This window comes from Sphingomonas sp. J315, assembly GCF_024666595.1.
Classification (GTDB): Bacteria; Pseudomonadota; Alphaproteobacteria; order Sphingomonadales; family Sphingomonadaceae; genus Sphingomonas.
The window spans coordinates 806,696-830,130 of record NZ_CP088296.1 but is presented as its reverse complement, the minus strand read 5'-3'; the positions used below and the strand labels follow the sequence as shown (position 1 = coordinate 830,130).

Below are 23,435 nucleotides of genomic sequence, written 5' to 3'. Positions count from 1 at the left end.
CGCGATAATGTTGCGTCGTCCCGCGTTAAGCATGTGATCACAGCATACATTGCAACGCAACATGGCTGCGGCGAACCGAGTCAGCCACTTGTGGATCGTTCGCGGCGTGCGGCTTTTGCGCAACAAAACGCTGCGGGCCCGTAACATCGCGACCGATCCTGTTGTGGATGACCGGTATGTTCACCATAGGTCGCACAGGGTGCCGTTGGTCGCCCGGTCGACTGAATCCGCCACCCCTAGTATTCACCCTTAGGCCGATGTTGCGCTGCAAAAGCCGCGTTCCGCAGGTCGTCGCCCCGACGAAACGATTCATCGGATATCGCGGGGAGGGGGTGGTCAGCCCGCGACCGGCCTGCCAATCCCCATCCTAAGAGATCGGGGAAAGGGGTTTCCGACATGTTTCAGACGCTGAAAGCGCGTTTCGCGCTGCTGGCCGTGCTTTGCCTGGCGACCATCGCCACGCCCGCCCAGGCCCAGTTCTGGCAGTGCGCCCCCTATGCTCGCGCGATCTCCGGCATCGAAATCTATGGCAACGCCCATACCTGGTGGGCGCAGGCGGAGGGCCGCTATGCCCGTGGCGAAACCCCGGTCGAGGGTGCGGTCATGTCCTTCGCGCCGACCCAGCGCATGCGCCTGGGCCATGTCGCGATGGTGTCGAAGGTGCTGAGCGACCGCGAAGTGCTGCTCACCCACGCCAACTGGTCACGCCGCGGCGGGGTCGAGAAGAACGTCATCGCGATCGACGTGTCGGAAGCCGGTGACTGGAGCCGCGTCAAGGTGTGGTTCGCCTCGAACAACGGGCTCGGCACCTCGACCTATCCGGTCAACGGCTTCATCTATGCCGACGGTGCGCCGCGCAAGGACGCGACGCCCTTCGGCAACGTCACGATCGCGCAGATCGACCTGTCGCAGTTCGGGATCGAAACCTCGCTCCAGAAGTAAGCGTCACGCCGGCCTGAATTTCAGCGCCAGCCCGTTGATGCAATGCCGTTTGCCGGTCGGGCGCGGCCCGTCGTCGAACACATGGCCCAGATGCCCGCCGCACCGGCGACAGATCACCTCGGTCCGCACCATGCCGAGCGACAGATCGCGCTTCGTCCGAACCGCATTGTCGAGCGGTGCCCAGAAACTCGGCCACCCGGTCCCACTCTCGAACTTCGTCCGCGACGCATAGAGCGGCAGCCCGCACCCGGCACAGGCATAGATGCCCGCGCGCTTTTCCCTGTTGAGCGGGCTCGATCCGGGGCGTTCGGTCCCCTCCTGCCGCAGGATGCGATATTGCGCGGGGGTCAGCCGCTTGCGCCACTCGGCATCGGTCAGGCTGAAGGCAAATCCCTTGTCGGCAGCCTCGCCCTCCTCGGAACGACATCCAAGGACGACCGCAAGCCCGCCGCCTGCAGCGGCGCCAAGCAGATGGCGGCGACCGAAACGCATCTGTGCAATCTGGGTATGGTTCCCGCAGCGACAAGTGCCGCGGCCACGGTTCGTCGTAAATTGGGTAGGGATTTTAGTAGCGGCTCAACTCCACCGGCATCGCCTTATAGCCATGGACGAAGCACGCCGACACCCGCTCGGGCTCCGCGACCACGTTCGGGCGCAGCCGGCGCTTGGCCATTTCCTCCATCAGCACGCCGATCTGCAATTCGGCCAGCCGCGCGCCGACACAGCGGTGGATGCCGTGCCCGAACGCCAGGTGGCGGCGGGCATTGGCGCGGTCGACGATGATGTCGTTGGGCCGCTCGAACACGCTCTCGTCGCGGTTGGCCGACAGATACCACAGCACCAGCTTGTCGCCCTCGCGGATCTGTTGCCCCATCAGCTCGGTATCCGCCGTCGCGGTGCGGCGCATATGCGCGAGCGGGGTCTGCCAGCGGATGATCTCCTGCGTGGCATTGGCGATCAGCGACGGATCGGCCTCCAGCTTGGCGCGCTCGTCCGGAAACTGCTCCAGCGCCCAGGCATAGGCGCTCATCGAATTGCGCGTCGTGTCATTGCCGCCGACGATCAACAAGATGAGGTTCCCCAGGAACTCCATCTGGTCCATCTCCGCCATCGCGTCCGAATGGATCATCATCGAGATGAGGTCCGGGGTCGGCTCCTTGCCCACCTTGGAATTCCACAGCGCACCGAACTCCGCCGCGCACTGGAACAGGATCTGGCGGCGCTCCTCCTTGCGCACCGGGTCCTTGGCGATCTCGATATCCCCGGCCCAGTCGGACCAATAGGTCAGCTTGCGCCGCTCCTCCCACGGAAAGTCGAACAGCAGCGCCAGCATCTGTGTGGTCAGCTCGATCGACACACGGTCGACCCAGTCGAACGTCTCGCCGACCGGCAGCCCGTCGAGAATCTCGGCTGTGCGCTGGCGAATGTCGCCGGTCATCCGCACCATCTCGCTGGGCGTAAAGGCGGGGGCAACGGTGCGCCGCTGGCCGGTATGCTTGGGCCGGTCCATCGCGATGAACATCGGCATCTTGATGTCTTCGGGCATCAAATCGGCGACGGTGATCCCGCCCGCCTGGCTGGAATAAAGGTCGGGCAGCGATTCGACCTCGACGATCGGCTTGTAAGTCGAGATCGACCAATAGGGGCCGAACGCGCTGTTCTCGCATTTGTACACCGGCGCTTCCGCCCGGAGCCTGGCAAAGGGTTCGTGCCAGATATCGTCGCGGTACAGCTCGGGCCGGGTAACGTCGAGCGGATCGACCGACGACGCGGTTTCGGGCGCAAGGGTGGCCATGACGATACTCTCCCGGATTCTGTCTTTCCGGGAGAGTGAATTAACTTACAGGAATGTCAATAGTGGGGTTGCGCGACAATCAGTGACCCTCACCTTTCCGGCGCTTCGCGCCTCCCTCCCTCTCCCAATGGGAGAGGGAAGGGGCCCGCGAGCGTAGCGAGTGGGAAGGGTGAGGGCGACCGCCTTGAGGTCAGGCAGCTACCACCGCCTTCTTCCGCCGCAGCTTCGGGCTACCCGACTGCAGCACTCCGCGCCGGAACAGTCGCGCGGCGATCGTCACGGTAATCACCACCCACAATGCCTGCCACGCCAGCGCCGCGAAATGCCGCCACAGCTCGGGCGAATTGGCCGCGCGCGCCGCCATCGCAAAGGGCGAGCTGAACGGGAACAGCTCTGCCGCGGTCGCCACCCAGCTATTGGGGCTCGCCGCCGCCGCCGAAGCAAAGCCGAACATCGCGACCTGAAAGATGGTGATCGGCAGCGACATCATCTGCAACTCGCGCTGCGTCGCCGCCTGTGCGCCGAGGCCCAGGAACACCGCGCCCAGCAGCATGTACGCCATCACGAAATAGGAGAGAAACAGCAGCACATAGGCCGTGGTCCCGACTGCAGGGCCGACATCGGAAAACGCAACAGCCAGCCTTCCCGGCAGGAACTGGCCGACATTCACCACCACTGTTCCCCAAAACAGCAGGAACAGGATCGCCACCCCGAACATGCCGAGCAGCTTGCCGAAAAACACGCTTTCCAGCGGCACCGCGGCGGCGAGGATCTCGATCACCTTGTTCGACCGTTCCTCCGCCATCGTGCCGACGACCTGTCCGGCGAGCATCAGCGAGACGATGAAGAGCGCGAACACCGTGAAGAACGCCGCCTGACCCTGACCGCTGGCCGATGTAGTGGTGCGTGAAACAACGGTCTTGGTCGCCTCGCTCAGCGGCGCGTCAGTGCCGGCGCGTTGCGCGCGCAGCATCTGGGTCGCCAGCTCCGCGAGATACTCCGCCGAACGCGGACCGTTCTGGACGTGCAGGATCTGCGGTCGCTCCAGCGGGCCATACAGCACGGCATAGGTATCGACGCCTTTGCGGTCGAACATCGCCTGCGCCTGCGCGCGCGGATTGGCGCTGGGGGCTTCGACGATCAACTTGGCGGGCTGCTCGCTCGCGCGGAACAGGCGGCGCATCTGTTTGTCGATCGCGATTGCCGTACGCGCCTGATCGCCGCTTGCGATCATTACGATGCGCGACTGCGAATCGCCGCTCTTCGCCATCGTCGCCGCCCCCAGCCCACCGACCGTGCCGAACGCCAGCATCATCAGCGGCGCGAGCAGGAAGAGGAGGAAAGTCGGGGTGAACACGGTCGCCACGAAATCGCGGCGGGCGATGGTCATCGTCTGGCGCACCAGTCGGGGAAATCCGTTCATGCCGCTGCCGCCTCCTCAAGCGCCTTGGCGCCGACGATCCGCACGAACACGTCGTGCAGGCTCGGGCGCTCGATCGACAGGCCCGAAATCCCGTATCCCGCGTCGATCAGCTTGACCAGCAACGCCTCGATCCCCTCGTCCGGCATGGTGAAGCGCCAGCCGCCGTCGCCATCCTCCACCGCATCGGCGGGGAGCAAAGCGGCGATGCCAGCGTCATTGTGATGCGGCACATAATGCGCCTTGTGCGGCATCGTGCCGCGCGCGTCGGCCATGCTGCCCTCGAACCGCACCTTGCCGCCGGCGATGATCGTCAGCCGGTCGCACAGCCGCTCGGCATGCGCCATGACGTGCGTCGAAAACAGGATCGTCGCGCCGCGATCGCGCTCGGCCAGGATCAATTTCTCCAGCCGCTCCTGATTGACGGGATCGAGGCCCGAAAAGGGTTCGTCCAGCACCAGCAAATCGGGCTGGTGCACCACCGATCCCAGCAGCTGGACCAGCTGCGCCATGCCCTTGGACAATTTGCGGATCTTCTGGTCGGTGGCATGGCCCAGCCCCGCCGCCTCCATCAGCTCCACCGCGCGCTTGCGCCCGGTCTTCCAGTCCAGCCCGCGCAGCGCCCCCATGAAGGCAATCGCATGCGTCGCCTTCATGCTGGGATAGAGGCCGCGCTCCTCGGGCAGATAGCCGACCCGGTCGCTCATCTCGCGCGGGCGCTCGCTGCCCAGCATCGTGCGCTCCCCGTCATCGGGCTCGATGATGCCCAGCAGCATCCGCAGCGTCGTTGTCTTGCCCGCGCCATTGGGCCCGAGCACGCCATAGATCATGCCCTTGGGCACGGCGATATCGACGCCATCGACGACGCGGCGGTCGCCGAAGCGTTTGACGAGGCCATGGGCGGTAACCGCCAATTCGTGATGCAACTGGAATCCCCTCGCTTGGCTTACCGTGGTAGCGGGGGTGATGCATGAGCGCAAGGCACTCGAATCCCTAATCCGCGAAAAGGCCGCTGAACTCGGTTTCGCCGCCTGTGGCTTTGCGTCGGCGGACGCTGCGCCGCTGGCGGGGCAGCGCTTGCGCGAATGGCTCGAACAGGGCCGTCATGGCGACATGATCTGGATGGAGGAGCGCGCGCATCACCGCGAAAGCCCCGCCGGTCTGTGGCCCGCGGTGCGCAGCGTGATCGCGCTCGGCATGAGCTACGCCCCCGCACTCGACCCACTCGCGCTGGAAGGGCAGGGGGATCGCGGTCGCATCTCGGTCTATGCGCAGGGCGCGGATTATCATGACGTGGTGAAGAAGGCGCTGAAGGCACTCGGCCGCTGGCTGGCGCAGGAGGCTGGCTGCGATCTCAAGGTGTTCGTCGACACCGCCCCGGTGATGGAAAAGCCGCTCGCCGAAGCCGCTGGCCTTGGCTGGCAGGGCAAGCACACCAATCTGGTCAGCCGCAGTCATGGCAGCTGGCTGTTTCTCGGCGCGATCTACACAACGCTCGATCTGGCGCCCGACAATCCGGGCCGCGACCGCTGCGGATCGTGCGACGCGTGCCAGCGCGCCTGCCCGACCGACGCCTTTCCCGCGCCCTACACGCTCGATGCGCGGCGCTGCATCTCGTACCTGACGATCGAGCATAAGGGGCCGATCCCGGAGGAGTTCCGCGAAGGCATCGGCAACCGCATCTATGGCTGCGACGATTGCCTCGCGGTCTGCCCGTGGAACAAGTTCGCGCAGGCCGCCGCGCGCAACATCGCCTTCGCCCCCCGCGCCGAACTCACCGCCCCCGAACTCGCCGACCTGCTCGCGCTCGACGACGCCGGGTTTCGTGAGATCTTCTCCGGCTCCCCGATCAAGCGCATTGGCCGCGACCGCATGGTCCGCAACTGCCTGATCGCGGCGGGGAATAGCGGCGACGCGGGGTTGCTCGGCGCGGTCGAATCGCTGCTGGACGATCCCGACGAAGGGGTTCGCGACGCTGCGGAGTGGGCAAGGGCGCGGCTTCTCTAAAGCCCTCCCCTTCAGGGGAGGGGCCCAATGGACCCTACCGCCCCGTCCGTGCCGCCCGGATCGCCGCCGCACAGCTCGCCTGGTCGATCGGCGCACCGTCGCGCTGGCGCGTCTCGGCAAAGGTCACGACCGCCTCGCCGCGCCCCGACTTGGGTGGATACAGATACGCGTCGAGCACGCAGATCGGCCCACCGAACTGCAACTTGCGTGCGCTGCCCTCGGTCACGTCGAGGATCGGGCGGCCGAACTGGGCCATCAGGGCGTTGGCGCTCACGCCCATCACGGTCGTCAGCGCGGCCATCCCCGGCTGGGGCACCGGCACCGGCGCGGCGCGGCTGGGCGGCGGCACTGCGCCGCCCCCGCCACATGCGGACAACAGGACAAGGGCGGCACCTGCCGCAATAGCTCTCACTTGGGTTTTCTCCGGTGGAACATATGGGTCGCCATCGCCGCACCGACGATCGGCGCAATGAGGTTGGCGAACGGGATGAAGAACAGTCCGGTCCCCGCCGCGCCGGTCGCGAACCGTGCCAGCCGGGTGGTGCCGCGCCAGCGCTGGACCTCGCCCGCCGGCATATGCCGCACCGCAACCATATCGCCCAGATCGCGACCGAGCAGCCAGCTGTTGACCAGGAAAAAGGCGATCGCCGTGCCGACCCCGGTGACCAGCAACAGCAGATAGAGCGGCGACAGCAGGAGATTGACCAGCAATGCACGCCCCGCCGATTGAAGGCCCATCGCCGCCGACCGCGCGAAGCTCAGATTGCGTGCGCCCGCGAAGCGTGCGGGATAGTGCTTCGCCTCGACCGCATGAACCACTTCGTCCGCGAACACCCCGATCACCGCGATGGCGACGATGCGGAACAACAGCCATGCGCCGAGCAGCGCGATCAGGATCGCGGTCGCCGCGGCCAGACTCGCCATGCTCTGGCTGGCCGCGAAATAGCGCGCGACGAGCTGTTCTGTCCCGAACCACAACCCCGCGCCCAGCGCGGCAAAGATCGCCAGCGTCACCAGCATCGACTTGGCGAACACCGCGACGATGCGCTTGTCGAACAGCTGGCCGATCGAAAGAAGCAGCGCCTGGACCATATTGGACATCGATGCGGGGGCATGTCCGCCAAGTCAACGCAGTTGCGCCGCCCCGCGCTGCACTATAGGCGCGCACCATCTATTTCCCGGAGACAGAAGTGACCGCACCCACCCACGACGTCGTCGCGATCGGCAACGCCATTGTCGACATTCTGGCCCAGGCCGAAGACGCCTTCATTGAGGAGATCGGCGTCGCCAAGGGCTCGATGCAGCTGATGTTCTCGCCCGAAGAGGCCGACGCGCTCTATGCCAAGATGGGCCCGGGGCGCGAGGTTTCGGGCGGTTCGGCGGCGAACACCGTCGCCGGCATGGCCGCGCTCGGCAGCCGCACCGCGTTCATCGGCCAGGTCGCCGACGACCAGCTCGGCCAGGTGTTCGGCCACGATCTGCGCGCCGCCGGCGTCGCGTTCGACACCGCCGTCCGCGCGGGCCAGCCGACCACCGCGCGCTGCCTGATCTTCGTGACGCCGGACGGCCAGCGCACGATGAACACCTTCCTCGGCGCGTCGCAGTTCCTGCCCGAGGCCGCGCTCGACCGCGACCTGATCGCGGGCGGCGCGATCCTGTATCTCGAGGGCTATCTGTGGGATCCGGAAGAACCGCGTCAGGCGATGCGCGCCGCGATCGACATTGCGCGTGGCGCGGGCCGCAAGGTCGCCTTCACTCTGTCCGACGTGTTCTGCATCAGCCGCCACGGCGACGATTTCCGCGCGCTGATCGCGGAAGGCCTCGTCGATATTCTGTTCGCCAACGAGAATGAGCTGCTCGCGCTGGCGCAGCTCGAGGACTTCGACGCGGCGGTGGACAAGGTCGCGGCGCAGGTCCCGACCCTCGTCGTCACGCGCAGCGAGAAGGGCGCGATTGCGGTGCAGAACGGTGCACGCGTCGCGGTCGCCGCCGAGCCGATCGAGCGCGTCGTCGACACAACCGGCGCGGGCGACCTGTTCGCTGCGGGCTTCCTCCACGGCCAGGCACAGGGCTGGGACGTCGACAAGTCGCTCAAGCTCGGCGCGGCGTGCGCGGCCGAGATCATCTCGCACTACGGCGCACGGCCGGAGGCGAATTTGCGCGAGGTGGCCGCGAAACTCGGCTGATCCCGATCGAGGCGGGGTCGCTTACCTTCTGTCAGCTAATTGTCGGTACTTCTCTTCCAAAGCGGGAGGGAGGACCATGCAACAGCCGCGCAGAGCAGACACGCCCGCGCGCTTGGGATCCGGCGTTCGCGTCGCTGCCTATGACGGCGTGCCCGGGATGATCGACGCGGTCGCCGATCGCGCCGACCCGACGCATCGCTTCCTGCGTGCCGCCTGGTATCGTGCGGCGACGCAGGGTGGCACGACGACGCTCGTCGCAAGCCGCGACGACGGTACCGTCATCGCCGCAATCCCGACGACGCCCGTCGGCCCGACGTTGATCGGCGCGCGCAGCGTTCCAGGCAGCTATTGGCCGTTCCGGTCGATTTCCCTGGACCCGGACGCCAGCGACGCCGAACTGGCGGCGATCTTCGCCGATCCCATTGCCATCAACGCGCTCGGCCCGGCATGGCGGGTCGGTCCGGTCTATGCCCGCGATCCCGTGACGGTGCGGATCAAGCGCACTGCGGCGATGGCGGGGTGGACGGTGCTGACTCGCGAACTGGGGCGTGCGTTCCTGTTCGACAACGCGAATCCGGACGGCTGGCCGCGCCGCTCGACCCGACGGCGCCTGACGAATTACGAGCGTCAGCTGGCACAGCAGGGGGAGATTTGCGTCCAGCATGTGACCGGTGCGGACTGGTCCGCGACGGTGCTGGAGGAACTGGCCGCGATCGAGGCCGCGAGTTGGGTCGGCCGGGCCACCGACCACACGGGGGCCAAATTCATTTCCGACGAAAAGCGGGCGGGCTGGCTGGCCGCGGTCAACGATCCGGTCCTGGCGCATGCGCTGTCTGCGACGATCCTGCGGGTGGGCGGAGCACCGGTGGCGTTCTCGTTCGACCTGCAATGCGACACCGTCCAATATGGTATCGCCAGCAGCTATGACGAACGGTTCGCGGCGTTTCGGCCCGGGAAGATCGTCACCGCTTATCAAATCGATCAGGCGCGGGCCGCCGGTGTCACGACGATCGACCTGGGCGCAGGCGATTCGGGATACAAGCGGGAGATGGGCGCCGAGATCGGCCCGGAGATACTGGACCTTCTGATCGTGCGCAGCCGATCCGCCGCATCGCTGCTGCGACTGCGCTGGGGCAATGAATCTCAGATCGCCCGCGACGCCTATCTCGCCGCGTCGAAGGTACGCGATGCCGGGCGCGAGCGCGGGGACCGGAGTCGGCTCGAAGCGTGGCTGGCGATGGGTGCATTGGCGGCGGCGGCGCTGACCTTCGCCGAATGAGCACGGCAGCGACCGCTGACGGAAAGACGCTGGCGCAGCAGGTGCGCGCCGCCGTGGCATGGCGATCGGGCAGCCAGCTGGCCGCGCAACTCGTCGCATGGGGCACGACCTTTTTGGTCATTCGTCTGCTCGACCCCAGCGATTACGGACTGTTCGCACTGACGCAGACGGTGCTGGTGCTGCTCAACCTGATGAACGGCTACGGCATCGCCAATGCGCTCATCCGCCAGGAACAGGTGACGCGGCGCGACCTGCGTCAGGCGCTCGGCATACTCGTCCTGCTCAATGGCGGTCTTGCGCTGGTTCAGTTCCTGGCGGCACCGCTGGTGGCGAACTTTTATGGCCAGCCGCAGGTCATCGATTTGCTGCGTGTCCAGTCGCTTCTGTACCTGGCGACGCCGTTCCTGGCGCTGCCCTATGCGATACTCAGCCGCGCGATGGATTTCCGGCGGCAGGCACAGGTGCGCGTCCTCGCCTCGCTCGCCGGGGCGGGCACGGCGCTGGCCTGCGCCTTGTCCGGCTGGGGGATATGGACCCTTGTGGCGGCCCCCTGGCGCTCTTTTATGTCGAGGCGATCGGGATGACGATCGCGGCGCGGGCGTGGCTGCTGCCCAGCTTCGACCTGCGCGGAGCGGGGCCCCTGCTTCGGTACGGCGGCGCAATGACGGTGGTGCAGTTCTTCTGGTTTCTGCAGAGCCAGTCGGACATCTTCATCGGCGGTCGCTGGCTCGACCCGCACATGCTCGGCGTCTATTCCACCGCTCTGTTCCTGACCCAGCTGGTCGCGACCAAGTTCGTGCCACCGCTCAACGAGGTGGCGTTCGCGGCCTATTCGCGCCTCCAGGCCGGCGAAGGGGCGGCCGGAGCTGCGTTTCTGCGCGCGGTGCGGCTTGTGATGCTCGTCGCGCTGCCCGCCTATGCCGGGATGGCGGCGACCGCCGGGCCGCTGGTCGAGACAATGCTGGGGCCGAAATGGATCGATGTTGCCGCGCTGGTGCCGGTGCTGGCGCTCGCCATGCCGATGCTGACCCTGCAGATCCTGTTTGCGCCAGCCACCAATGCGCGTGGCTTTCCGGGGATCGCGGTGCAGATATCGGTGGCGGGCGGGCTCATCCTGCCGTTCGCCTTCGCGATCGGGATCGGCATGGGCGCGATCGGTCTGGCTTGGGCGTGGGTCGCCGGGATGGCTGTATTGCTGGCAGTTACTGTCTGGCACTCCGCCCCCGCGATCGGTGTCGGGACGGATCAGGTCGTGGCGGCGGTGATGCCCGCGTTGGTGGCGGCGATCGCGATGGGACTGTGCGTGGCCGGGGTCGCGGCCTTGCTTCCGCCCATGCCGGCCCCTGCCGCACTGGTCGTGTTGATCGCCGTTGGAGTGGCCGCCTATGGGGGGCTGATGCTCGGCTTCGCGCGAGGCGCGGTGGGTGAAGCCGTTACGCTATTGCGGGGCGCATGAAAAAAGGGAGGCCGTGGCCTCCCCTTTCGATGTTGGCGAACCGTCCGGCGCTTAGTGGGTGCCGGGGGTGTGCGGTTCGATTTCCGTGACCGCCTCGACCTCGTGGCTCTCCACGATGCCCTTGCCCAGGTGGCTGCGGCTGCGGCTGTAGAGGAAGTAGAACACCAGACCGATGACGGCCCAGATCGGCAGCACCAGCATCGCCTCGAGCGGCAGGTTGAGGAACAGGAACACCGTCCCGGCGATCGTCGCCGGACCGATCAGCCACAGCATCGGGGTCCTGAACTTGCGCGGCGTGTTCGGCGCGGTCTTGCGCAGGATCATCACTGCGATCGCGACCATCATGAACGCATAGAGCGTACCGGCATTGGCGATGTCAGCGAGCTTGCCGACCGGCAGGAACGCCGCAGCGACTGCAACCGCGCCGCCGGTGATGGCGGTGATGACGTGCGGGGTCTTCCACTTCGGGTGCACCTTGCTCCACGATTCGGGGGAGCAGGCCGTCGCGGCTCATCACGAATGCCACGCGGGTCTGGCCGAACAGCAGGATCAGGATGACCGACGGCAGCGCGACGAAGGCGGCAATGCCCAGCATGTTGCCCACGCCCGACCAGCCGATCTGGCGGAGAACATGTGCCAGCGCCTCGTTCGAGCAGACCAGCGGCAGCGCGTCGGCGGCATAGGTGGCGCACTGGCGCGCCAGTTCTTCCGACCCGGCGGGGAAGGGGACGCCGTTCGGACCCATGATCGGCTGACCGCCGACGGTGCCGACCGCGCCTGCGGCGACGAGGATGTAGAAGACGGTACAGAACAACAGCGATCCGATCAGGCCAATCGGCACGTTGCGCTGCGGGTTCTTGGTTTCTTCAGCGGCGGTGGAGACCGCGTCGAACCCGACATAGGCGAAGAAGATCGTCGCTGCGGCACCGACCGCGCCCAGGCCCGATCCAAAGCCGCCGAACACGCCGGCGGGCAGGAACGGGTTGAACTTGTCCATCGAGAAATACTCGCTGGGCAGGGTCAGGACGATGAATGCGGTCAGTGCGGTTACCTTGATCGCCACCAGGATCGCGTTGACGCGCGCGCTCTCGGTGGTGCCGATCATCAGCAGCCAGGTGACGAGCAGCGCGATCACGACGGCGGGCAGGTTGATGAACCCGCCCTCGACGCCGCCCAGCGCCAGCGGCGCGCCGGCGAGGAAGGCCGGAAGCTGTATCCCCAGGAACTCGTTCAATATCGTTCCTGTGAAATAGCCGGACCACCCGACCGACACGGCGCTTGCCGCCACCGCATATTCCAGGACCAGTGCCCAGCCGACGGTCCAGGCGAGCACCTCGCCCATCGTCGCATAGGTATAGGTATAGGCGGACCCCGCGACCGGGATCATCGCCGCGATTTCGGCATAGCAGAGTGCCGCGACGATGCAGATCAGCCCCGCGATCGCAAAAGCGAGCATCAGGCCGGGACCGGCCTTTTGCGCGCCCGCAGCGGTGAGGACGAAGATGCCCGTCCCGATCACGCAACCGATGCCGAACAGGGTGAGCTGGAACCAGCCCAGCGAGCGATGGAGCGATTTCTTCTCCGCCGTCGCCAGGATCGCGCCGAGTGGCTTAACGCGCCCGAATGTCATGTGAAGGTTTCCCCCTTGGCGGTGCCGGTTTGTCCGGTCACCGCTGATACCAATGGCGCGGGAGCCTAAACGCAAATCACTGGCGCGCAATCCCCCAATCGCGCGGTTCGTCGCGGGGCCAATGGGCGAATCACCCGATCGCGTCGCCGCGCGCGATCATCGCGTCCACCGTGCCGGGGTCGACCAGCATCGGGCCAAGCTTGCGCCCGGCAAAGAGATGAACGTGCAAATGCCCGATTGTCTGGTGCGAATCCGCCCCGGTATTGGCGAGCAGCCGATATCCCGGCGCGACCAGCCCGGCGTCGCGCGCCACTTTGCCAACCGCGCGGACAAATCCCGCAATCTCCGTATCGCTGGCCTGTGCGGTAAAGTCGTCCCAACTGACATAGGCGCCCTTGGGGATCACCAATATGTGCGTCGGCGCGACCGGCGCGATGTCGGGAAAGGCGAGGGCGAACTCGTCCTCATAGATGCGCTTCGCGGGAATTTCCCCCGCGCAGGATCTTTGCAAAGATATTCTGGTCGTCATAGGGCCGGGTTGCGTCGACGGGCATCTCAACTCTCCTTGCGGCTCGCCTTTTCCTCGATCCCCGACACCCCCTCGCGCCGCGCCAGTTCGGCGCGGACGTCGTCGAGGCTGAGGTCCATGTCGGCGAGCAGGACGAGGAGGTGGAAGATCAGGTCCGCCGCCTCACCGGTCAGCCCCTCGCGGTCGTCCTGCACGGCGGCGATCGCGGCCTCGACCGCTTCCTCGCCCAGCTTTTGCGCGATCTTGGCGCGGCCCTTGGCGGTCAGCTTGGCGACATAGGAGGATGCTGGATCGCCCGTGCGGCGGGCGCGGATCACGGCTTCGAGCGTGGAGAGGATATCGTCGGCCATGGCTGCGCAGTCGGTCAGCCGCGCGCCGGTGTCAATCCTGCGAACCGCCCTCACGCCGCGCCCGCGCTCGGCGCCGCATCGCGCGCTGCGCCAGCCACAGCCCGCCCGCGGCCATCGCGGCGAGCGCCAGATCCGACAATTCGGGCATCGTCCGGCGGCTGATCTCGCCGCTATGCGCGGCAAGGGCAGGGGCGGTGGTCAGCAGCAGGATCGCGAGCGTGCGCATCAGGAGAGCCTAGCGCGCATCGCTGTGCGAAGCGTTAATGCGCCCGCACCGGGATGCCCGCGCCCGCCAGCGCGGCATGCGCATCGGCAATGCTCGCCTGGCCAAAGTGGAAGATCGATGCGGCCAGCACGGCGCTGGCGTGCCCCTCGACGATGCCGTCAACCAGATCGGCAAGCCCGCCGACCCCGCCCGATGCCACCACCGGCACGCGCACCCGATCGGCGATGGTGCGGATCAGCGGAAGGTCATAGCCGTCGCGCGTGCCGTCGCGGTCCATCGAGGTCACGAGCAACTCGCCCGCGCCGAGCCGGGCAAGGTTGAGCGCATGCTCCACCGCGTCGATCCCGGTCGGTTTGCGCCCGCCATGGGTGAACACCTCCCAGCGACCCGGCTCCACCTGCCGCGCATCCACCGAGGCGACGACGCACTGGCTGCCCATCTTTTCGGCGATGTCGGCGACCAGCTCGGGTCGCGCGACCGCCGCGCTGTTGACCGCGACCTTGTCCGCGCCTGCCAGCAGCAGCGCACGCGCATCCTCCACGCTGCGCACCCCGCCGCCCACGGTCAGCGGCATGAAGCACACTTCGGCGGTGCGGCGCACGACATCCAGGATCGTGCCGCGCGCCTCATGGCTGGCGGTGATGTCGAGGAAGCAGAGCTCGTCCGCCCCGGCGGCGTCATAGGCGCGCGCCTGCTCGACCGGATCGCCGGCATCGACCAGATCGACGAAGTTCACCCCCTTGACGACCCGCCCCCCGGCGACGTCGAGACAGGGAATGACGCGCGCGCGGACGGTCATGCGGCGGCCCTGATCGCCTCGGCCAGGTCGAGCCGCCCGTCATACAGCGCGCGACCGGTAATCACGCCCTCGATTCCCCGCTGCCCGGCAAGGGCATGGATATCCTCGATCCCGGCCACGCCGCCGCTGGCGATCACGGGAATCGAAACCTCCGCCGCGAGCGCCACGGTCGCCTCGACATTGCAGCCCTTGAGCAGCCCATCGCGCCCGACATCGGTGAACAGCAACGCCGCGACCCCGGCATCCTCGAAGCGATGCCCCAGCTCGGCGACCGATACGGTCGAAACATCCGCCCAGCCCTTGGTCGCGACAAAGCCGTCGCGTGCATCGACCGCCACCACCACCCGGCCCGGATAGGCCGCCGCGCTCTCGCGCACGAAATCGGGGTCTTCCAGCGCCGCAGTGCCGATCACCACGCGGGTCACCCCCATCTCGATCCAGCGCTCGACCAATGCACGGTTGCGGATGCCGCCGCCCAGCTGGACCTTGCCCGAAAAGCGATCGACGATCGCCGCGACCGCGACGCCATTGATCGATTCGCCCGCAAACGCGCCGTCGAGATCGACGACATGCAGCCACTCGGCCCCCGCCTGCGCGAACAACGCGGCCTGTGCGGCGGGATCGTCGCCATAGACGGTGGCGCGGGTCATATCCCCCTCGGCGAGGCGGACGACCTGTCCGGCCTTGAGGTCGATGGCGGGAAAAACGATCACGGAGTCCACCTCAAAAAACGTTCGAGCAACGCCAGCCCGTAGCGCTGGCTCTTTTCGGGGTGGAACTGCACCCCCAGGATATTGTCGCACCCGATCGCCGCGGTGACCGGCCCGCCATGCTCGGTGATCGCCAGCACGCCGCTACCCGAATAGGCGAAGCTGTGCAGGAAATAGGCCTCGCCCGGCTCGATCAGCGGATGGGGCGATAGCGGGGTGACGTCGTTCCACCCCATATGCGGCACATGCACCTGCGTCGCGGGCAGTTCACGCACCACCCCGTCCATCCAACCGAGTCCGTCATGGCTGCCATGTTCTTCGCCGCGCGTCGCGAGCAGCTGCATCCCCACGCACACGCCCAGAAACGGCGCGCCCTGTTCGAGCACGCGGCGCTCCATCGCGTCCACCATCCCGGGAATCGCGCGCAGCCCCGCCGCGCACGCGCCGAATGCGCCGACGCCGGGCAGGACGATGCGATCGGCCCGCGCCACGACATCGGGATCGGCGGTCACCGCGATGCCGCTCGCGCCCGCCGCCTTCAGCGCATTATGGACCGAATGGAGGTTGCCCGCGCCGTAATCGATCAGCGCGATGCTCATGCCAGCAGCGGTGCCCACTCGTCGGCAGCGAAGCTCGCGGCCATTTCGATCACCGTGGCGCTGGCCACGCCGGAGGTGACGAACGGGTCGGTCGCGGCCAGCGCTTCGACTTCGGCGCGATGCCCGCGGCACAGGATGACCCCGCCGGTGCGAGGCACCTGACGCCCGGCGAGCAGGAGCAGCCCGGCGTCGAACCCCCGGGTCAGCCATTCGACATGCGGTGCCAGCTGCGCGTCCACCGCCGCTTCATCCGCCAGATACTCCAGCAGGATCACGCAGACCGGTGCCGCGTCCAGCCGCGCCATCACAACGTCCCCTTGGTGGAGGGAATCGCATCCGCCTTGCGCGGATCGATCTCGATCGCCTCGCGCAGCGCGCGGGCCAGGCCCTTGAACGCGGCCTCGGCAATATGGTGATTGTTGCTGCCGTACAGCGTCTCGACATGCAGCGTCAGCCCGGCGGTCTGGGCGAAGCTGTGGAACCAGTGTTCGAACATCTCGGTGTCCATCTCGCCCAGCCGTTTCTGGCTGAACTCGGTCTTCCACACGAGGAATGGCCGCCCCGAAATGTCGAGCGCGACGCGGGTCAGCGTCTCGTCCATCGGGCTCAGCGCATCGGCGTAACGACGGATGCCGCGCTTGTCGCCCAGCGCCTTCGCCACCGCCTCGCCGATCGCAAGGCCCGTGTCCTCGACCGTGTGATGCTGGTCGATATGCAGGTCGCCGACGGTTTTCACGTCAAGGTCGATCAGCGAATGGCGCGACAGCTGCTCCAGCATATGGTCGAAAAAGCCGATCCCGGTGGAGATCGTGTAGCTGCCGGTGCCATCGAGGTTCACGGTCACGTCGACCGATGTTTCGCTCGTCTTTCGGCTGATCGTCGCGGTGCGCATGGGCAGGCTCAATAGCGGCTGTGCGGGCCGGTGCAATGATCGCAACGCTTGGGCCGCCCCGCAACAAATCTTGACCACCCCGCTGGCGGCGCTAGGTCAGGGCATATGACCGGCAATGTACCTGACAGTTTGATTCCCTATGACGAGATCGTGCAGGAGGCCCTGCGCGCGGTCGTCGGCCGGGTGCTGGATCAGGTCGCTGCGACCGGCGCGTTGCCCGGCGCGCATCATTTCTACATCACGTTCAAGACGCGCGCGCCCGGCGTGGACATTCCCGACCGGCTGATCGAACGCTTCCCGGACGAAATGACGATCGTCCTTCAGCATCGTTTCTGGGACCTGAAGGTCGACGACAACCGCTTCTCGGTCGGCCTCAGCTTCAATCAGATCCCGTCGATCCTGACGATCCCGTTCGCCGCGATCACCGGATTCCACGACCCTGCGGTCAATTTCGAGCTGCGCTTCCAGGCCGCCGAGGACCCCGACGGTCCCGAGCCGCATGACGAGGCCGAAAATGACGAACCCCCCGTCGCGACCCCGGTCGAGGACGGGTCGAACGTCGTTGCGGTGGACTTCAAGCGGAAGAAGTAATCCGGCTCAGAATGGTTTCGTCACCGCGCACACAATCTGCGGCTGGGTGACGCTCAGCATCCCCTGACGCGGCCCTGCATCGGTCTCGATCCGCAAATCCGCGTCCATCGGCGCATATTCGAGCTGGTCGGCGATCACCTCGAACTTGCTTATGGTCTCGAACAGACTCAGCCCGGCGATATTGCCGAGTGCGATCAGGTCCGACAGGCTGTGGCCATAGAGCCGGGTCGGTTGCGGATGCACTCGGACATCGCCCTGCCACCGTGCGGCCACCGCCGGTGGCGCGCCCGCCGATCCGCGCAGCAGGGTCAGCCGCTGCTGACACAAATCCGCATGGGCCTGCGCCAGCGCATCCTCGCCCCGGCTGCGCAGGAACGCGCGATAGCCAAGGCCGGTATAGGACACCGACTCGTCTGCGAACACGATGATCGCGGTGCCGCCGGGCGCTAGCCGCGCCCCGAGATCTGCAAGGCAGGCGTCGAGATCGGCGAAGAAATAGAGGGCATGAATCGCGAGGATCAGGTCGTAGCCGCGATCCAGCGCCGGGTTGTAGAAGCTGTCGTCACTGTCGGGCACGAAGGGCAGGGCATGCGCCGCGCCCAGCGTGATGTTCGGCATCGCCGCGACGCGATCGGCATAGGCGCGGACATAATCCGCGTTCGGATCGACCAGATCAATGGTCGACCCTTCGGGTACCGTGTCGGCGATCAGCGCAAAGGTCTGCCCATCGCCGCATCCGACATCCAGGATGCGGCGCGGCGCGTCCCCGCCCTCGGCGATCAGCCGGCGCAACACCGGCACGAACTGGTCGCGCTGGTCGGTGCCCAGCATCGCCACCCGCTCCAGCGGATCGCGCTTCAGCAGGCGGGCAAAGGCGTTGTAGTACTGGTCATGCGTGTCGAGCCCGCGAAACTCGTTGGCGACGATCAGTCGCGCATCGCGGAACTGGTCGTGCATCGCGGCGCAGTCGTCGGCGGTGATCGGCTGCGGCATGGCGGCTCCGGTGCGAGAGATTGTGCAACCTAGTTGCGTTTCCGTTACGAAATCAACCTCGCCCATGGCTTGTCGCACGCGCGCCGCACCGCCATCTCCGCTCCACCCGATGCAGGAGATGCCGATGACCGCCACGCGCACCGAAACCGACTCGATCGGCGCGATCGAGGTGCCCGCCACTGCCTATTGGGGCGCGCAGACTCAGCGGAGCATCGAGAATTTCCCCTTCGGCCCGACCGAACGGATGCCGATCGGGATCATCCACGCGCTCGCGCTGGTGAAGCAGGCGGCGGCGCGCGTGAACCGCAACCACGGCCTCGACGCGACGCTGGCCGACGCGATCGAGGCGGCAGCGGCGGAGGTCGCGGCGGGGCAGCATGACGACCAGTTCCCGCTCGTCATCTGGCAGACCGGCAGCGGCACCCAGACCAACATGAACGTCAATGAGGTGATTGCGGGCCGCGCCAACGAACTTCTGACCGGCGCGCGCGGCGGCAAGTCGCCGGTGCATCCCAACGACCACGTCAATATGAGCCAGTCGTCCAACGACAGTTTTCCGACCGCGCTGCATGTCGCGACATTGCTCGCGTTGCGGCGAATGTGTTGGTCGTCCGATAAGCTTTACGGCGCGCTGAACGCGGCTGCGGATGAATGGATCAACATCGTGAAGATCGGCCGGACGCATCTTCAAGATGCTACCCCGCTAACGCTGGGCCAAGAGTTTTCTGGATACTGTCAGCAGTTGCGCGACAATCTTCAACGAATTCATTCGGTCTATCCACGGCTGTCCCGCTTGGCGCAGGGTGGGACCGCAGTTGGCACGGGTCTCAATGCTCCGCCCAGCTTCGGCGAGGATTTTGCGACAGAGATTTCGGCGCTTCTGGATTGGCAATTCGATACGGCTCCGAACAAGTTCGAGGCGCTGGCATCGAACGATACACTCGTGGAAGTATCCGGCTCTCTGAACACGCTGGCCGTCTCGCTGACCAAGATCGCCAACGACATCCGCCTGCTCGGCTCCGGCCCGCGCTCCGGCCTTGGCGAACTCGAGCTTCCCGCCAACGAGCCGGGCAGCTCGATCATGCCGGGCAAGGTCAACCCGACGCAGTGCGAGATGCTGACGATGGTCGCGGGGCAGGTGATCGGCAACCACATGGCGGTGACCGTCGGGGGCATGCAGGGCCATCTCGAACTCAACGTGTTCAAGCCGCTGATCGGCGCGGCGGTGCTGCGCTCGATCCATTTGCTCAGTGTCGGAATGGAAAGCTTCGCCGAACGCTGCGTCGAGGGGCTGGTCGCCAACGAAGGCCGCATCGCCGAACTGGTGGAGCGTTCGCTGATGCTCGTCACCGCGCTCGCGCCCGAGATCGGCTATGACAATGCGGCGAAGATCGCGAAGACCGCGCACGAACAGGGGACGACGCTGCGGGAGGCGGGGCTCGCGCTCGGGCTGATCGACGCCGACACCTTCGACCGGCTGGTTCGTCCCGAATCGATGGTCTGATCGGAACCGGATCGCGCTTCGTGCTTTTCCTCCCCCAGCGGAGTTTTTGGTTAATGGACGCATCGATCATCGGCGCCGCGCTCGGCGGAATCGCGGTCGCATTTGGCGGCGCGGCGGCATGGACCGGCCTGCGCGGCATCGGCGAGGTGTTCGACCTTGCCACGGGTAACAAGGAGTTCGGCGCATGATCGGCGATCTGGTCGCGGGCTATATCGGCAAGCGCATCGATGAGAGTGATGGCGAGGGCGGGGCCCTCGGCACGCTCGCGGGTGTTGCCGCCTGGCGCGTCGGCAAGACGGTGGTCCCCGCCGCTGTCGTGCTCGGCGCTGCGGCGCTGGGTGCTCGGTACCTGCGCAGGCGCTGGCAGGCACGCGCGGCATGATCCGCACCATCTTCGCCATGTTGCTCGGTCGCGCGATCGACCGCCGCGACGGACGTGGCGGGATGAAGGGCGCGATCATCGGCGCGATGGGCCAGCGCGCGCTCACCCGTATGGGGCCGTTCGGCTGGGTGATTGGCGGCCTGATCCTGCTCTGGTCGCTGCTGACCGGGCGCAAGCGGCGCTATTAACCCCGTCCCACGCTTGACGAGAGCGCTCCCTCCGCGCCAATGGCGCGCATGGCGCATCGCGAATCCAAATTTGAGTTCGACCGCAGGGGCGTTCTCTTTGTCCTGTCCTCCCCCTTCGGGCGCGGGCAAGTCGACGATCGCGCGCAAGCTGCTCGAACGCGAACCCGGCATGGGCGTCTCGGTCTCCGCGACCACCCGCCCGATGCGCGAGGGCGAGGAAGACGGGCGCGAATATCATTTCCTCAGCACCGACGAATTCAAGGCCCGCGCCGCGCGGCACGAATTCCTCGAATGGGCGCATGTCTTCAACTATCGCTACGGCACGCCGCGCGAACCGGTGAAGCGCATGCTCGCCGCCGGACAGGACGTGCTGTTCGACGTCGACTGGCAGGGCGCCCAGCAGCTGTTCCAGCTAGAAGGCGGCGACGTCGTCCGCATCTTCATCGTCCCGCCCTCGCTGACCGAACTCGAAAAGCGCCTCCGCACCCGCGCGACCGACAGCGAGGATGTGATCCAGTATCGTATGAAGCGCGCCGAGCGCGAGCTCTCCCACTGGGACGGCTACGACTATGTCGTGGTCAACGACGATCTCGATGCGTGCTTCGAAAAGGTCCACACGATCCTGAAGGCCGAGCGCGAAAAGCGCTCGCGCAAACCCGGCCTGATCGGCTTCATCCGCGAGCGCGCCGAGGAGGCGATCGAGATGGGTCTCGCCACCCGCTGATTTTCTGCTTCTTCCCGCGTTCCCATGCGTTAGGCTGGGCGAAACATGGGGAGAGCCGAAATGCCGAGAGTGTTGCTGGGCGGCCTGCTGGGCGGGTTTGCGATGTGGATCGTCGGATTCATCTTCTGGGGCACCCCGCTGTCGATGCTGGCGACCAGCAATGCCGGCGATTCGGCGAGCGTCGCGGTGCAGGCCGCGCTCGCCCAGCATCTCGGCCCCAACGGTACCGGTGCCTATCCGATCCCCTGGCCCGGTACCCCGCTCGGTACGCAAGCCTATGGCGAGGGGCCGACCGCGCTGGTGCTGTTCAACACCAACGGCTTCGCGCTGCCCGATACCGCGGCGCTGATCGGCGGACTGGTGCTCGGCATCGTCTGTGCGCTGCTGCTCGCCTTCGCGCTTGCCCGGCTGACCATCGGCATGAGCTTCACCGGACGGGTGACCGCGGTCGGCCTGTTCGCACTCGCCTTCACTACCTACAGCCAGTTGGGGCAGCCGATCTTCAACCACGCGCCCTGGGGCTATTTCATCTATCTGTGGATCAGCGAAATCGCGGGATGGCTCGCCGCAGGGGCGGTGATCGCCTGGGCCTTGCCGCGCCCCTCCGTCGCCCCTGCTGCCGGGTGACACTCGTCTGGGCGCGGGCTATGGTTCGGATATGGCGCGATCGATCCTGATCCTGGGCGGCGGCACGGCCGGTTGGCTGACCGCCGCCTATCTGGCGCGCGCGCTGGGGAGCGAGGCGAGCGGAGGCCCGCGCATCACCCTGCTCGAATCCCCCGATATCGGGATTATCGGCGTGGGCGAGGGGACGTTTCCCACCATCCGCAACACGTTGCGCTATCTCGGCATCGACGAGGGCGATTTCATCCGCGCCACCGGGGCGACGTTCAAACAGGGCATCCGCTTCGACGACTGGGTCGAAACCCCGCGCCCGGGCGAGCGGCGCTCCTTCCTCCACCCGTTCGAAGCGCCGTTCCACGCCGATGACGCCGATCTGGTCGGCTGGTGGCTGCTGCAGGACCCGGCGACCCGCGCCCCGTTCGCACAGGCGGTGACAATCCAGAACCGGGTGGCGGAGGCGAACCGCGCGCCCAAGCGCCCCGACGAGGGCGATTATGCCGGGCCGCTCAACTATGCCTATCATTTCGATGCGGCGAGCTTCGCCGGCGTCCTCGCCGACCGCGCCCGGGCGCTGGGCGTGCGGCATCTTCAGGGAACGCTCACCGCCGCGCCGCTGGACGACCAGGGGCATATCGCGCGGGTCGATACCGCCGAACACGGCACACTGACCGCCGATCTCTATGTCGATTGCAGCGGCTTTCGCGCCGAACTGATCGGCGAGGCGCTCGGATCTCCGCTGCGCTCGGTCCGCGACCAGCTGTTCACCGACCGCGCGCTGGCCTGCAAGCGGCCCTATGCCCGCCCCGACGCCCCGCTCGCCAGCACCACCATCGCGGCGGCGCATGAGGGCGGCTGGATCTGGGACATCGGTCTTGCCCATGCCCATGGAGTCGGCTGCGTCTATTCGAGCGCGCACATGGATGACGACCGCGCCGAGGCGATCCTGCGCGGCTATCTCGGCGTCGGCGACGGCGACCTGTCCGTGCGCCACATCGAATTCGAGGCGGGGTATCGCGAACGGCAATGGGTCGGCAACACCGTCGCGGTCGGGCTGGCGGCCGGATTTCTCGAACCGCTCGAGGCGACAGGGGTGGTGATGATCGAGGCGGCGGTGGCGATGATCGCCGAGCTGTTTCCCCACACCGGCCCGATCGACGCCCCCGCGCGGCGCTTCAACGAACTGATGGCCGCGCGCTACGCCAATATCGTCAATTTCCTGAAGCTGCATTACTGCCTCAGCCGCCGTGACGAACCCTTCTGGCGCGACAATGGCGACGCGGCGAGCATCCCGGACCGGCTGCGCGACCTGCTCGACCAGTGGCGCTACCGCCCGCCCAGCCGCTACGACTTCACCCTCGATGTCGAAAGCTTCGCCTTCTTCAACTATCAGTACATCCTCTACGGGATGGAGTTCCGCACCGACCTGACCGGCGTCTCCCCAGACCGCGCGGCGCTGCGTGAGGCTGAGCGGCTCTCGGCGCGCATCCGCGGCTTTGGCGAGCGCGCCAGCGCCGACCTGCCCTCGCACCGCGCGCTGATCGAACGCATCAACGCCATCGCCCCCGCAACCGCCGCCTGACCGGAGTCAGGCGACGGGGCCGGGGGGCAT

The 23,435-nt window shown here is 66.8% G+C and carries 27 protein-coding genes and 3 pseudogenes; 14 read left to right on the top strand and 16 right to left on the bottom strand.

The window, feature by feature from the left end; all coding sequences use genetic code 11:
• Positions 1-396: 396 nt before the first annotated feature.
• Complete coding sequence (locus LRS08_RS04500; RefSeq protein ID WP_257844718.1) at positions 397-942, top strand: CHAP domain-containing protein; 546 nt, start codon at positions 397-399, stop codon at positions 940-942.
• A gap of 3 nt (positions 943-945) precedes the next feature.
• Here LRS08_RS04500 and msrB read toward each other — a convergent pair whose 3' ends face one another.
• The 4 genes from msrB to LRS08_RS04480 all read right to left on the bottom strand — a co-directional run bounded on the left by msrB (position 946) and on the right by LRS08_RS04480 (position 5,083).
• Entirely contained in the window at positions 946-1,434 is a 489-nt protein-coding gene (gene msrB / locus LRS08_RS04495) for a peptide-methionine (R)-S-oxide reductase MsrB (protein WP_257844719.1), read from the bottom strand.
• A 73-nt stretch (positions 1,435-1,507) separates the two neighbouring features.
• Positions 1,508-2,737, bottom strand: a complete 1,230-nt coding sequence (locus tag LRS08_RS04490) for a cytochrome P450 (protein ID WP_257844720.1) — start codon at positions 2,735-2,737, stop codon at positions 1,508-1,510.
• Positions 2,738-2,927: 190 nt separating this feature from the next.
• Complete coding sequence (locus LRS08_RS04485; protein WP_257844721.1) at positions 2,928-4,160, bottom strand: ABC transporter permease; 1,233 nt, start codon at positions 4,158-4,160, stop codon at positions 2,928-2,930.
• On the bottom strand, positions 4,157-5,083 hold the full coding sequence (locus tag LRS08_RS04480) for an ABC transporter ATP-binding protein (protein ID WP_257844722.1): 927 nt from the start codon (positions 5,081-5,083) through the stop codon (positions 4,157-4,159). Before LRS08_RS04480 ends, LRS08_RS04485 begins: the two co-directional genes overlap by 4 nt.
• Before the next feature lie 40 nt (positions 5,084-5,123).
• On the opposite strand from LRS08_RS04480, the gene queG reads away from it, so the two are divergent.
• Entirely contained in the window at positions 5,124-6,164 is a 1,041-nt protein-coding gene (queG, locus tag LRS08_RS04475; protein WP_257844723.1) for a tRNA epoxyqueuosine(34) reductase QueG, read from the top strand.
• A gap of 34 nt (positions 6,165-6,198) precedes the next feature.
• Here the strand turns inward: queG and LRS08_RS04470 are convergent, their stop codons facing one another.
• Positions 6,199-6,513, bottom strand: coding sequence for a hypothetical protein (locus LRS08_RS04470; protein ID WP_257844724.1), 315 nt, complete (start codon positions 6,511-6,513; stop codon positions 6,199-6,201).
• Between the two features lie 59 nt (positions 6,514-6,572).
• Complete coding sequence (locus tag LRS08_RS04465) at positions 6,573-7,265, bottom strand: EI24 domain-containing protein (RefSeq protein WP_308223009.1); 693 nt, start codon at positions 7,263-7,265, stop codon at positions 6,573-6,575.
• An 89-nt stretch (positions 7,266-7,354) separates the two neighbouring features.
• On the opposite strand from LRS08_RS04465, the gene LRS08_RS04460 reads away from it, so the two are divergent.
• The 4 genes from LRS08_RS04460 (at position 7,355) to LRS08_RS20000 (ending at position 11,085) form a co-directional block, all read left to right on the top strand.
• A complete protein-coding gene (locus tag LRS08_RS04460) occupies positions 7,355-8,350 on the top strand; it encodes an adenosine kinase (RefSeq protein WP_257844725.1) in 996 nt (331 codons plus the stop codon).
• Positions 8,351-8,462: 112 nt separating this feature from the next.
• Positions 8,463-9,629: a GNAT family N-acetyltransferase gene (locus LRS08_RS04455; protein ID WP_260481384.1), complete on the top strand. Its 1,167-nt coding sequence runs from the start codon at positions 8,463-8,465 to the stop codon at positions 9,627-9,629.
• Complete coding sequence (locus LRS08_RS20005) at positions 9,626-10,213, top strand: oligosaccharide flippase family protein (RefSeq protein ID WP_308223010.1); 588 nt, start codon at positions 9,626-9,628, stop codon at positions 10,211-10,213. The genes LRS08_RS04455 and LRS08_RS20005 overlap by 4 nt, the downstream gene beginning before the upstream one ends.
• Positions 10,210-11,085 carry an oligosaccharide flippase family protein gene (locus tag LRS08_RS20000; protein WP_308223011.1) on the top strand — a complete coding sequence of 292 codons (876 nt, stop codon included), beginning with the start codon at positions 10,210-10,212 and terminating at the stop codon, positions 11,083-11,085. The genes LRS08_RS20005 and LRS08_RS20000 overlap by 4 nt, the downstream gene beginning before the upstream one ends.
• A gap of 51 nt (positions 11,086-11,136) precedes the next feature.
• Here LRS08_RS20000 and LRS08_RS04445 read toward each other — a convergent pair.
• The 9 genes and pseudogenes from LRS08_RS04445 to hisB form a co-directional block, all read right to left on the bottom strand.
• Positions 11,137-12,715 (bottom strand): annotated as a pseudogene (locus LRS08_RS04445) (amino acid permease).
• Positions 12,716-12,845: 130 nt separating this feature from the next.
• Positions 12,846-13,269 (bottom strand): annotated as a pseudogene (locus tag LRS08_RS04440) (histidine triad nucleotide-binding protein).
• Between the two features lies 1 nt (position 13,270).
• The gene (locus LRS08_RS04435; RefSeq protein WP_257844727.1) at positions 13,271-13,594 is read right to left on the bottom strand and encodes a phosphoribosyl-ATP diphosphatase; all 324 of its coding nucleotides are present in this window, start codon (positions 13,592-13,594) and stop codon (positions 13,271-13,273) included.
• A 31-nt stretch (positions 13,595-13,625) separates the two neighbouring features.
• Positions 13,626-13,820, bottom strand: coding sequence for a hypothetical protein (locus LRS08_RS04430; protein ID WP_257844728.1), 195 nt, complete (start codon positions 13,818-13,820; stop codon positions 13,626-13,628).
• A gap of 34 nt (positions 13,821-13,854) precedes the next feature.
• Complete coding sequence (hisF, locus tag LRS08_RS04425) at positions 13,855-14,619, bottom strand: imidazole glycerol phosphate synthase subunit HisF (protein WP_257844729.1); 765 nt, start codon at positions 14,617-14,619, stop codon at positions 13,855-13,857.
• A complete protein-coding gene (hisA, locus tag LRS08_RS04420; protein WP_257844730.1) occupies positions 14,616-15,341 on the bottom strand; it encodes a 1-(5-phosphoribosyl)-5-[(5-phosphoribosylamino)methylideneamino]imidazole-4-carboxamide isomerase in 726 nt (241 codons plus the stop codon). The genes hisF and hisA overlap by 4 nt, the downstream gene beginning before the upstream one ends.
• Positions 15,329-15,928: an imidazole glycerol phosphate synthase subunit HisH gene (gene hisH, locus LRS08_RS04415; RefSeq protein ID WP_257845497.1), complete on the bottom strand. Its 600-nt coding sequence runs from the start codon at positions 15,926-15,928 to the stop codon at positions 15,329-15,331. Before hisH ends, hisA begins: the two co-directional genes overlap by 13 nt.
• Complete coding sequence (locus LRS08_RS04410) at positions 15,925-16,233, bottom strand: YciI family protein (protein ID WP_257844731.1); 309 nt, start codon at positions 16,231-16,233, stop codon at positions 15,925-15,927. The genes hisH and LRS08_RS04410 overlap by 4 nt, the downstream gene beginning before the upstream one ends.
• Complete coding sequence (gene hisB / locus LRS08_RS04405; RefSeq protein ID WP_257844732.1) at positions 16,233-16,820, bottom strand: imidazoleglycerol-phosphate dehydratase HisB; 588 nt, start codon at positions 16,818-16,820, stop codon at positions 16,233-16,235. The genes LRS08_RS04410 and hisB overlap by 1 nt, the downstream gene beginning before the upstream one ends.
• Positions 16,821-16,925: 105 nt before the next feature.
• On the opposite strand from hisB, the gene LRS08_RS04400 reads away from it, so the two are divergent.
• A complete protein-coding gene (locus tag LRS08_RS04400; protein WP_257844733.1) occupies positions 16,926-17,411 on the top strand; it encodes an SspB family protein in 486 nt (161 codons plus the stop codon).
• A 6-nt stretch (positions 17,412-17,417) separates the two neighbouring features.
• Here LRS08_RS04400 and LRS08_RS04395 read toward each other — a convergent pair whose 3' ends face one another.
• Positions 17,418-18,404 carry a bifunctional 2-polyprenyl-6-hydroxyphenol methylase/3-demethylubiquinol 3-O-methyltransferase UbiG gene (locus LRS08_RS04395; protein WP_257844734.1) on the bottom strand — a complete coding sequence of 329 codons (987 nt, stop codon included), beginning with the start codon at positions 18,402-18,404 and terminating at the stop codon, positions 17,418-17,420.
• A gap of 124 nt (positions 18,405-18,528) precedes the next feature.
• On the opposite strand from LRS08_RS04395, the gene fumC reads away from it, so the two are divergent.
• The 7 genes and pseudogenes from fumC to LRS08_RS04360 all read left to right on the top strand — a co-directional run bounded on the left by fumC (position 18,529) and on the right by LRS08_RS04360 (position 23,405).
• Positions 18,529-19,908, top strand: a complete 1,380-nt coding sequence (fumC, locus tag LRS08_RS04390) for a class II fumarate hydratase (protein ID WP_257844735.1) — start codon at positions 18,529-18,531, stop codon at positions 19,906-19,908.
• Between the two features lie 53 nt (positions 19,909-19,961).
• Positions 19,962-20,096, top strand: coding sequence for a hypothetical protein (locus tag LRS08_RS04385; RefSeq protein ID WP_257844736.1), 135 nt, complete (start codon positions 19,962-19,964; stop codon positions 20,094-20,096).
• Positions 20,093-20,290 (top strand): hypothetical protein, encoded by a 198-nt coding sequence (locus LRS08_RS04380; RefSeq protein WP_257844737.1) that lies wholly within the window; start codon positions 20,093-20,095, stop codon positions 20,288-20,290. Before LRS08_RS04385 ends, LRS08_RS04380 begins: the two co-directional genes overlap by 4 nt.
• On the top strand, positions 20,287-20,478 hold the full coding sequence (locus tag LRS08_RS04375; RefSeq protein ID WP_257844738.1) for a hypothetical protein: 192 nt from the start codon (positions 20,287-20,289) through the stop codon (positions 20,476-20,478). Before LRS08_RS04380 ends, LRS08_RS04375 begins: the two co-directional genes overlap by 4 nt.
• Before the next feature lie 48 nt (positions 20,479-20,526).
• A pseudogene (gene gmk / locus LRS08_RS04370) lies at positions 20,527-21,202 on the top strand (guanylate kinase).
• Positions 21,203-21,262: 60 nt separating this feature from the next.
• Complete coding sequence (locus tag LRS08_RS04365; protein ID WP_257844740.1) at positions 21,263-21,829, top strand: hypothetical protein; 567 nt, start codon at positions 21,263-21,265, stop codon at positions 21,827-21,829.
• 31 nt (positions 21,830-21,860) lie between these two features.
• The gene (locus LRS08_RS04360; RefSeq protein WP_260481382.1) at positions 21,861-23,405 is read left to right on the top strand and encodes a tryptophan halogenase family protein; all 1,545 of its coding nucleotides are present in this window, start codon (positions 21,861-21,863) and stop codon (positions 23,403-23,405) included.
• Positions 23,406-23,435: the final 30 nt, after the last annotated feature.

Excerpts from the sequence above, each read along its gene's own strand:
- LRS08_RS04500 (WP_257844718.1), top strand. The coding sequence starts at position 397 with ATGTTTCAGACGCTGAAAGCGCGTTTCGCGCTGCTGGCCGTGCTTTGC.
- msrB (WP_257844719.1), bottom strand. The coding sequence starts at position 1,434 with ATGCGTTTCGGTCGCCGCCATCTGCTTGGCGCCGCTGCAGGCGGCGGG.
- LRS08_RS04490 (WP_257844720.1), bottom strand. The coding sequence starts at position 2,737 with ATGGCCACCCTTGCGCCCGAAACCGCGTCGTCGGTCGATCCGCTCGAC.
- LRS08_RS04485 (WP_257844721.1), bottom strand. The coding sequence starts at position 4,160 with ATGAACGGATTTCCCCGACTGGTGCGCCAGACGATGACCATCGCCCGC.
- queG (WP_257844723.1), top strand. The coding sequence starts at position 5,124 with ATGCATGAGCGCAAGGCACTCGAATCCCTAATCCGCGAAAAGGCCGCT.
- LRS08_RS04465 (WP_308223009.1), bottom strand. The coding sequence starts at position 7,265 with ATGTCCAATATGGTCCAGGCGCTGCTTCTTTCGATCGGCCAGCTGTTC.
- LRS08_RS20005 (WP_308223010.1), top strand. The coding sequence starts at position 9,626 with ATGAGCACGGCAGCGACCGCTGACGGAAAGACGCTGGCGCAGCAGGTG.
- LRS08_RS20000 (WP_308223011.1), top strand. The coding sequence starts at position 10,210 with ATGACGATCGCGGCGCGGGCGTGGCTGCTGCCCAGCTTCGACCTGCGC.
- LRS08_RS04435 (WP_257844727.1), bottom strand. The coding sequence starts at position 13,594 with ATGGCCGACGATATCCTCTCCACGCTCGAAGCCGTGATCCGCGCCCGC.
- LRS08_RS04430 (WP_257844728.1), bottom strand. The coding sequence starts at position 13,820 with ATGCGCACGCTCGCGATCCTGCTGCTGACCACCGCCCCTGCCCTTGCC.
- hisF (WP_257844729.1), bottom strand. The coding sequence starts at position 14,619 with ATGACCGTCCGCGCGCGCGTCATTCCCTGTCTCGACGTCGCCGGGGGG.
- hisH (WP_257845497.1), bottom strand. The coding sequence starts at position 15,928 with ATGAGCATCGCGCTGATCGATTACGGCGCGGGCAACCTCCATTCGGTC.
- LRS08_RS04410 (WP_257844731.1), bottom strand. The coding sequence starts at position 16,233 with ATGGCGCGGCTGGACGCGGCACCGGTCTGCGTGATCCTGCTGGAGTAT.
- hisB (WP_257844732.1), bottom strand. The coding sequence starts at position 16,820 with ATGCGCACCGCGACGATCAGCCGAAAGACGAGCGAAACATCGGTCGAC.
- LRS08_RS04400 (WP_257844733.1), top strand. The coding sequence starts at position 16,926 with ATGACCGGCAATGTACCTGACAGTTTGATTCCCTATGACGAGATCGTG.
- LRS08_RS04395 (WP_257844734.1), bottom strand. The coding sequence starts at position 18,404 with ATGCCGCAGCCGATCACCGCCGACGACTGCGCCGCGATGCACGACCAG.
- fumC (WP_257844735.1), top strand. The coding sequence starts at position 18,529 with ATGACCGCCACGCGCACCGAAACCGACTCGATCGGCGCGATCGAGGTG.
- LRS08_RS04385 (WP_257844736.1), top strand. The coding sequence starts at position 19,962 with ATGGACGCATCGATCATCGGCGCCGCGCTCGGCGGAATCGCGGTCGCA.
- LRS08_RS04380 (WP_257844737.1), top strand. The coding sequence starts at position 20,093 with ATGATCGGCGATCTGGTCGCGGGCTATATCGGCAAGCGCATCGATGAG.
- LRS08_RS04375 (WP_257844738.1), top strand. The coding sequence starts at position 20,287 with ATGATCCGCACCATCTTCGCCATGTTGCTCGGTCGCGCGATCGACCGC.
- LRS08_RS04365 (WP_257844740.1), top strand. The coding sequence starts at position 21,263 with ATGCCGAGAGTGTTGCTGGGCGGCCTGCTGGGCGGGTTTGCGATGTGG.
- LRS08_RS04360 (WP_260481382.1), top strand. The coding sequence starts at position 21,861 with ATGGCGCGATCGATCCTGATCCTGGGCGGCGGCACGGCCGGTTGGCTG.